The following is a 7,103-nucleotide window of genomic DNA, read 5'->3' as shown; positions in this document are numbered from 1 at the left end:
AAACGAATAAAGAACAATTATCAAATGAATAAAGCATATATGTGTTCTTTGCGTTTGATATATATCAAACGAATCACTTATACTGTAATCGGGCTGAGTTCGATACAAGACTTAATGATTTTGAATCAGAAGTTTTTTATCTTAGCCAGCATAACCACAGGATTATCCTCTTCCCCTAAATGAGTTGCTATTTCTTTTAACTGACCTTTCAATTTTCCTTTCCCTTCAATAAGTGATAAAGCATTCAAAGATACGGCGAAAGCAACCTCTTCGTGTATTTTTGCAGAATCTTTTAAATAACTTTTTTATCTTTGCAATTTATCATTATCATTAATTTAAACTTAATCTAAAATGGAATCAGTAGTGAAAAGAGTAACAGCCACAAGCTTATTGGCCTCTTGTGCAGTATCATTGGCCTTGTTTACCTCTTGTGCAGGTGTTGAGCAAAACACGCTTACTCCCGAAGAAGTCGCTGACGGATGGCAACTTCTTTTCGACGGAAAAACACTCAACGGGTGGAAAGACTATAACGGAACCACTCTGACACAACCCTGGCACGTAGTAGACGGATGTATCCAGGCTAAAGGTGACGGCAGCGATGCCAGCGGTTATATCGTAACCGACAAACAGTATGAAAACTTCGAATTGTCATGGGACTGGAAACTGTCTAAAGGCGGCAACAGCGGTATGCTTTATCATGTTGTTGAACGTCCGCAATTTGCCGTACCCTATGTAACAGGTCCGGAATATCAGTTGATCGACGAGCCTAACTTCCCGGAACCTCTGGAAGAATGGCAGAAACTAGGTGTCGATTATGCCATGCATTTGCCTGACAAATCCAAAATGAAGGTAAATCCACAAGGCGAATGGAACAATTCCAAGATTGTATTCGACAATGGCCATGTAGAACATTGGTTAAATGGACAAAAGATTGTGGAATTTGAAGCTTGGACAGATGATTGGTATGAAAAGAAAAACAGTGGAAAATGGGCAAATGCTCCTGAATACGGTTTGGCAAAGAAAGGTGTTCTTTGTTTACAGGATCATGGTTATCCCGCATCTTTCCGTAATCTAAAGATCAAAGAACTTCCCCGTAAAACGAAAGAAGTCAACCTCTTCAACGGTGTTGACCTGAAAGGCTGGGAAGCATACGGTACAGAATTATGGTATGTAAAAGACGGTTTACTGATTTGCGAAAGCGGTCCGGATAAAAAATATGGTTATCTGGCAACACGCGATTACTATGATGATTTCGACCTAACAGTAGAATTCAAACAGGAAGCCGACGGTAACTCTGGCGTATTTATCCGTTCTTTCATTGAAGAAGACGTAAAAGTAAACGGATGGCAGGTTGAAGTTGCTCCTAAAGGACACGATACTGGCGGTATCTACGAATCATACGGACGCGGATGGTTAGTCCAGATCCCGGATGAAAAAGAAACAATCCTGAAAGAAGGTGACTGGAACACCATGCGTATCAAAGTGCAGGGTGACAATGTACAGACCTGGTTGAATGGCGAAGAAATGGTTAACATCAATGATGAAAAAATCGGTGCCGGCCAGGGCCGCATCGCTTTACAGATCCACGACGGTGGTGGCATCAAAGTATTATGGCGTAACCTGAAACTGAAAACGTTATAATCAATTAATTACAAATAAAAAAATCCCCGGCGGAATGAACTGCCGGGGATTTTTTATTTCTATCATCTACGTCCATGTCCTTTTTTACGAGGAACTTTTTTTTGTTTTTCCTGATACAGCTTGTATTGTTCGTCCGTCAGAATCTTCTTAATTTGAGCCTCTTTTTCAGTATACATGGCTGTCATCTTTTCCCGCATCTTTTCGCGGTCATCTTTTACAGCCTCACGTTCCTTATTCATTTGTTCCCGGAAATCAGCCTCAACCTTACGAAACTCCGCAGCTTGCTTATCATCGAGTTTCAATTCCTCGATCATTTTTTCACTACGTTGAGAGGGATCTCCCTTCTTTCCCTGACGATTACCACTTTGTGCAAAAACTGTTGCCGAACTAATCAGGATAACCAAAAACAATCCTATTACCTTCTTCATAAACTAATACTTATTACTAAATTAATATTTTCCTGTTTGTGAAGCGCTTCGATATAATAGACTTTGTTACATGGAAATAGTTTAATCGTTCTGCAAAAAAATATTTTTATTCAGTCGGTCCTATCACTATTCCTTCAGCAGCCCATTTATTCTTAAAGTAATCAAGAGATTTCAGGAAACGATTGTAATCTTTTTTATCCGAACCGCTCCATCCTGTTTCTGCATAAGCAGCAATACGTGGATAAGTCAACCGGTTCATGCTTTCAACCGTAGGAATAAATTCACCCCACATCTGACAACCAAGTCCTAAGACTCTGCTTTGTTCTTCAGGAGACAACCCTTCAGGAACCGGATTAAAAGCATAAGCCTTGGATAAAGGTATCGATTCATAATTGTAATCCACATAAGTATACTCATGGTAAGAATTTACCACATCATATCCTTTATCGATCGTTTTCTTGATAAGAGCCGGATCCCCCTTCCAAAAATGAACGATCGTACCTTTTGCCAACTGCTGTTCTGCTTCTTTTGTATCCTCTTCCGACTGATATTCATGCAGTTTATCTCCGGTAATCTCATTCCATCCCATCATTCGCTTACCTTTTGCCGCCAGCATATTGGAGATTTCATTTGTGAAATAGATCTGAAGTTCTGCCGGAGTCTTCAAACCTTTCTTTGCCATATAACTACGTATTGCCGGAGATGCTTTCCACTGATCGTATTTCACTTCATCCCCTCCGATATGGAATACCGGGCTTGGGAATAACGCTATTACTTCATTGGTTACATCATCCAGAAATTGCAACACTTTAGGATCGGAAACATTCAGCACTTCATAATGCACTCCAAATTTTCCAGGAACTTTGATCTGCTTTCCGCTTGTACCCAACCAGGGATAAGAAGCGATAGCCGCACTGGCATGTCCCGGCATACTTACTTCCGGAACAATGGTAATATGGCGTTTAGAGGCATAATCAACAATTTCTTTTATATCTTCCTGTGTATAAAATCCTCCATGCCGTTTCCCGTCATACACGTCACTACCAAAATGGTTGATTTCCGAAGAATCGCGGAAAGCGCCGATTTCAGTCAGTTTCGGATATTTTTTAATTTCAATCCTCCAACCCTGGTCATTAGTAAGATGCCAATGGAACGTGTTCATTTTCAGTTGTGACATTTCATCCAAAAGTTTCAGTACAACATCTTTTCCTTTAAAGTAACGTCCTTCATCCAACATAAAGGCACGCCAGGAAAAAGCCGGATAGTCAGAAACAGAAGTTTTCTGTATCATATATTTTCCATTTTTCTCCTTGATGATCTGCCGCAACGTCTGCACACCATTCAAAATACCGGCAGGAGTTCCGGCTTTTATCTCCACTTTTCCGGAAGATACTTCCAGTTGATATCCTTCCGGCTTATCCGGTAAAACTGCCGGATCAAGTATCAGGTTAATATCACCTTTACCTGTATCCTTTACAGTAGCACTAAGTGAAAAATCAGAAGAAAGAGCCTTTTGCAACAACCCTGCCTCATTATTCAAATCCCCGGAATAAGAAATAACCGGATGATTCCCCATTTTGAAAAACCCAGGTGTATAGGTAATTTCCTGAGGCTGCGGGATGATTGCATACTCTTCGACCGGTGGAGCCTGGCAGGCACAAAGGAAGACAAAACACAAAAAAGTCAGAATGTTTGTTTTCATGTACTTTAGATTTATTATTAGATATAAGATATTGTAAAAAACACTCTACAAAGTAATAAGATAAAAACAGAATACACAAACTTAAACTAAAAAAACAACAAAAATGAAATTAACCGGACTCAGGAATAGTATCCCGAGTCCGGTTTCCAATAAAAATAAATTCTAACCTAGATAATTATAGATCCCCCTTTTCTCAACTCGTTCCTAACTTCGTTACTTGAAACATCCCTAATTCTTTTTTGCTGTTGTAGTGCCAGATATGAAGTAACACCGGCAGCCTCACCTACCTGATTCATATTCACCATAACCCTTATGCCGGAATAAGCAATAATCGCAGCATCCAGCATTCTTCCGGCAACCATCAGATTATCATGTTTTTCTGGTATGATCGAACGAAGCGGTATTTGATAGAAAGTTGGATCTACATCCATTTCTTTTCTCCACCGCCCTTTCTGATCTGCAAAACCCGGCCTTACATATACCTCAGAACCATCAAGATATCTAAAAGTCAAACCTGGTTTATCCTGATGATGAATATCTAAACGATAGCTTCCATTCGCTATCGCATCATCAAAATGTTTTCCATACATTGCGTCTTCATCACTAATCTGATAAAGACATTTTATATGCCTTGTTTCCCGTATTCCAATGTATGACGGTAAAGCAACCAGACCGGGGAGATTTTCCTTCTTCCCATATTTCCTCAACATATCCATAATTGCACGAATTTGTCTTCTGCCTTCTATTTCCGCTCTCGTTAAATCATCTGCAACAGCGCAGTCCGCTTTATATACCCGTGTTCCCGCAAGCATATAAACATTCGTCTCAGGCAGCGTTGCTCCCCAAACAAATCCATCCGGAATATTAAATTCTGCTCCATGCTTTTTTAATAGTCCGTCGAATTCTCCAGAATTCCAACCTTCAAAATGTGCACAAGTCGTGGGAGGTTGCAGTAATTCAAAAGCATAAGATTTTAGACCTAAACGATAACAAAGGTCTCCATCCCCCGTAGCATCTATAAAGTATTTTGCTTTTATGATGCCTCTGCCTGACTTATTATCTACAATTACACCCATCAGTTTACCATCTTCCCCCAAATATGGCTCAGAAAACAATGTATGTAAATAAGGATGAATACCAGCTTCCAATACAAGTTCGTCCAATTCTATTTTAAGTTCCTGAGAATTAAAAGTGTATGCCGAACTTGGATTAGAACTGACATTTACTGCATCACGAACTGCCAGCCTGTCTATCACTTCTTTTGTCAGGCCTGCTATTATTTGCTGCTTCCCTTCCGTATCATACAATGAATGCCAAATATTCACCAAAGAGCTTGTTGCGACTCCTCCAAATGCATTTTGTTTTTCTACAACAGCAACGGAAGCGCCCAAACGAGCAGCACGTACCCCGGCAAACACACCGGTACAACTTCCACCTAATATACATATATCAACCTCATCAATTATCGGTAAATTAACAGATGACGCTTTTGTATTCGTTCCATATTCCACGCAAGAAGAGATAGATCCCAGCACCCCGAGACCAACGCTTCCTACACAAATATTATTTAGAAATCTTCTTCTGGAATGTAGTTTCATATCAACATATTATTTATTATTTTTCTATTCATATCCATAAGCTATTACCGAACATTTTCCATATTCGTCAGAATCAATAACCACTGTTCTGAGTCAGATTTTTATTTACATCCCGTTCTGCCTGAGGAATTGGCCATAAATAATCGACATTTTCTCTAAAAAAAGTTTCCTCACAAAAATAATAGCCATCTGCATTGACTGGAACTTTCGTATATCCCGGAGCTTTCTCTTTAGAACAGATTTTCATACCATGAAAACGCCCTTTAAGTAATATATGAGCTGTACGCCACCGGAACAAATCAAACAATCTTAAACCTTCCCAAGCCAATTCTACACGCCTTTCACGTCTCAGAATAGTTGTCAACTTATCCGGATTTGTTCCGTAACAGGAGGCATCTTTATTTCTTCGCGACCTCTGACACGGTTTATTGTCTCATCCAGTAAATTCTGCGTTATAGGAGTTCCGGACTCTATATTCGCTTCCAGATAGCTCAACAAGACCTCTGCATAACGGATCATTGGAAAATCGCATCCATATACATTCAGATTTCCATTGTAATCTTCATCGCAAAATTTACGAACCATATAACCACTCCATTGACGTCTTGTCAATTGATCCTGATAAACTGTCGGAGACGAATCCGGATGGGCGATATATAATATATTCTTAAAGACGGATATATTATCTACAAATATTGTTTTCAGCAATCTCGGATCACGATTTTCATAAGGTTTCTCCGGATCGAACAATGGAGATTCTTTAACAGGCAGACCATCTATACATTCAAAATCTTCCACTAATTCATTATATGGACTGTAATGATGATATCCTCCCCAGGTAAATCCAAGGCAACTCAACAAAATGGAATTTCCATATATATCGGGCATTCTTTTACTTACCAACAAGAATTCTTTGCTGTTCTCACCTTTTTCAATAAAAAGATCACTAAAACGTGCATCTATATTATAGACACCCAGATCCATAATCTGTTTATAAACATTTTTCGCATCTTCCCATCTTTTTTCTGCCAAAAAGACTCTTCCCAAAATAGCTAAAGCTGCCCCTTTCGTTATTCTACCATAATCTTTATCCGGGCGTGTTACCGGTAAATTAGGAATTGCCGCCTGCAACTCCTCTATTACAAATTTGATCACATTTTCACGGCTATCACGAAACACACTATTAGCTTCATCCACCGTCAATACTTTAGTAACCAAAGGAACATCACTCCATAAAAACGCCAGCCAGAAATAATCGTAAGCTCTTATTGTTTTGACTTCAGCTTTCATTTCTTCCAGCTTACTTACATCCATTTCAACATTATCAATATTTTCAAGAAAATTGTTACACTTCGTTATTTTGATATAAGTTGTTGTCCACAAATCCATTACAGGCTGATAAGAGGCAGCCAAGTCACCATTATTAAAATCAGTTACGCCATTGTCCTTTTCAAAACCATTATCAGTGGTAGCCTCAAACAATCTTAAATAAGCATCCTGATTCCATAAATCAAACGATTGTTTTGCATTGGTTCCTGTCAGTTTATTTTGTTGATATACTCCTGTTAAGGCCAATAAGGCATCTCCCTCTGTTTGCCAAAAAGTACTATTAGACAAACTATCCAGCGGATATTTATTTAATAAACTATCACACCCTGTTAGTACAACAATAGAAAAGCTTAAAAAAGCTCCTACAAATATATATTTACTTACACAACTCTTTTTCATATTGCT

At 39.0% G+C, this 7,103-nt stretch carries 6 protein-coding genes; 1 reads left to right on the top strand and 5 read right to left on the bottom strand.

Annotated features, from left to right (window positions below; translation table 11 throughout):
- The first annotated feature begins 351 nt into the window (after positions 1-351).
- Positions 352-1,641 (top strand): DUF1080 domain-containing protein, encoded by a 1,290-nt coding sequence (locus tag DXA15_RS18855; protein WP_128135060.1) that lies wholly within the window; start codon positions 352-354, stop codon positions 1,639-1,641.
- 62 nt (positions 1,642-1,703) lie between these two features.
- Here DXA15_RS18855 and DXA15_RS18850 read toward each other — a convergent pair whose 3' ends face one another.
- The 5 genes from DXA15_RS18850 to DXA15_RS18830 form a co-directional block, all read right to left on the bottom strand.
- Positions 1,704-2,069, bottom strand: coding sequence for a periplasmic heavy metal sensor (locus DXA15_RS18850; RefSeq protein ID WP_128135059.1), 366 nt, complete (start codon positions 2,067-2,069; stop codon positions 1,704-1,706).
- A gap of 106 nt (positions 2,070-2,175) precedes the next feature.
- Positions 2,176-3,771, bottom strand: a complete 1,596-nt coding sequence (locus DXA15_RS18845) for a beta-N-acetylhexosaminidase (protein WP_128135058.1) — start codon at positions 3,769-3,771, stop codon at positions 2,176-2,178.
- 167 nt (positions 3,772-3,938) lie between these two features.
- Positions 3,939-5,369, bottom strand: a complete 1,431-nt coding sequence (locus tag DXA15_RS18840; RefSeq protein ID WP_128135057.1) for an FAD-dependent oxidoreductase — start codon at positions 5,367-5,369, stop codon at positions 3,939-3,941.
- Positions 5,370-5,442: 73 nt separating this feature from the next.
- Positions 5,443-5,697: a RagB/SusD family nutrient uptake outer membrane protein gene (locus DXA15_RS27700; RefSeq protein ID WP_255419984.1), complete on the bottom strand. Its 255-nt coding sequence runs from the start codon at positions 5,695-5,697 to the stop codon at positions 5,443-5,445.
- A 32-nt stretch (positions 5,698-5,729) separates the two neighbouring features.
- Positions 5,730-7,097, bottom strand: a complete 1,368-nt coding sequence (locus DXA15_RS18830) for a RagB/SusD family nutrient uptake outer membrane protein (protein WP_128135055.1) — start codon at positions 7,095-7,097, stop codon at positions 5,730-5,732.
- Positions 7,098-7,103 lie beyond the last annotated feature (6 nt).

This window comes from Parabacteroides sp. AM58-2XD, assembly GCF_003463685.1.
Lineage (GTDB): Bacteria > Bacteroidota > Bacteroidia > Bacteroidales > Tannerellaceae > Parabacteroides > Parabacteroides segnis.
This window is presented reverse-complemented; position numbering and strand designations above follow the sequence as displayed.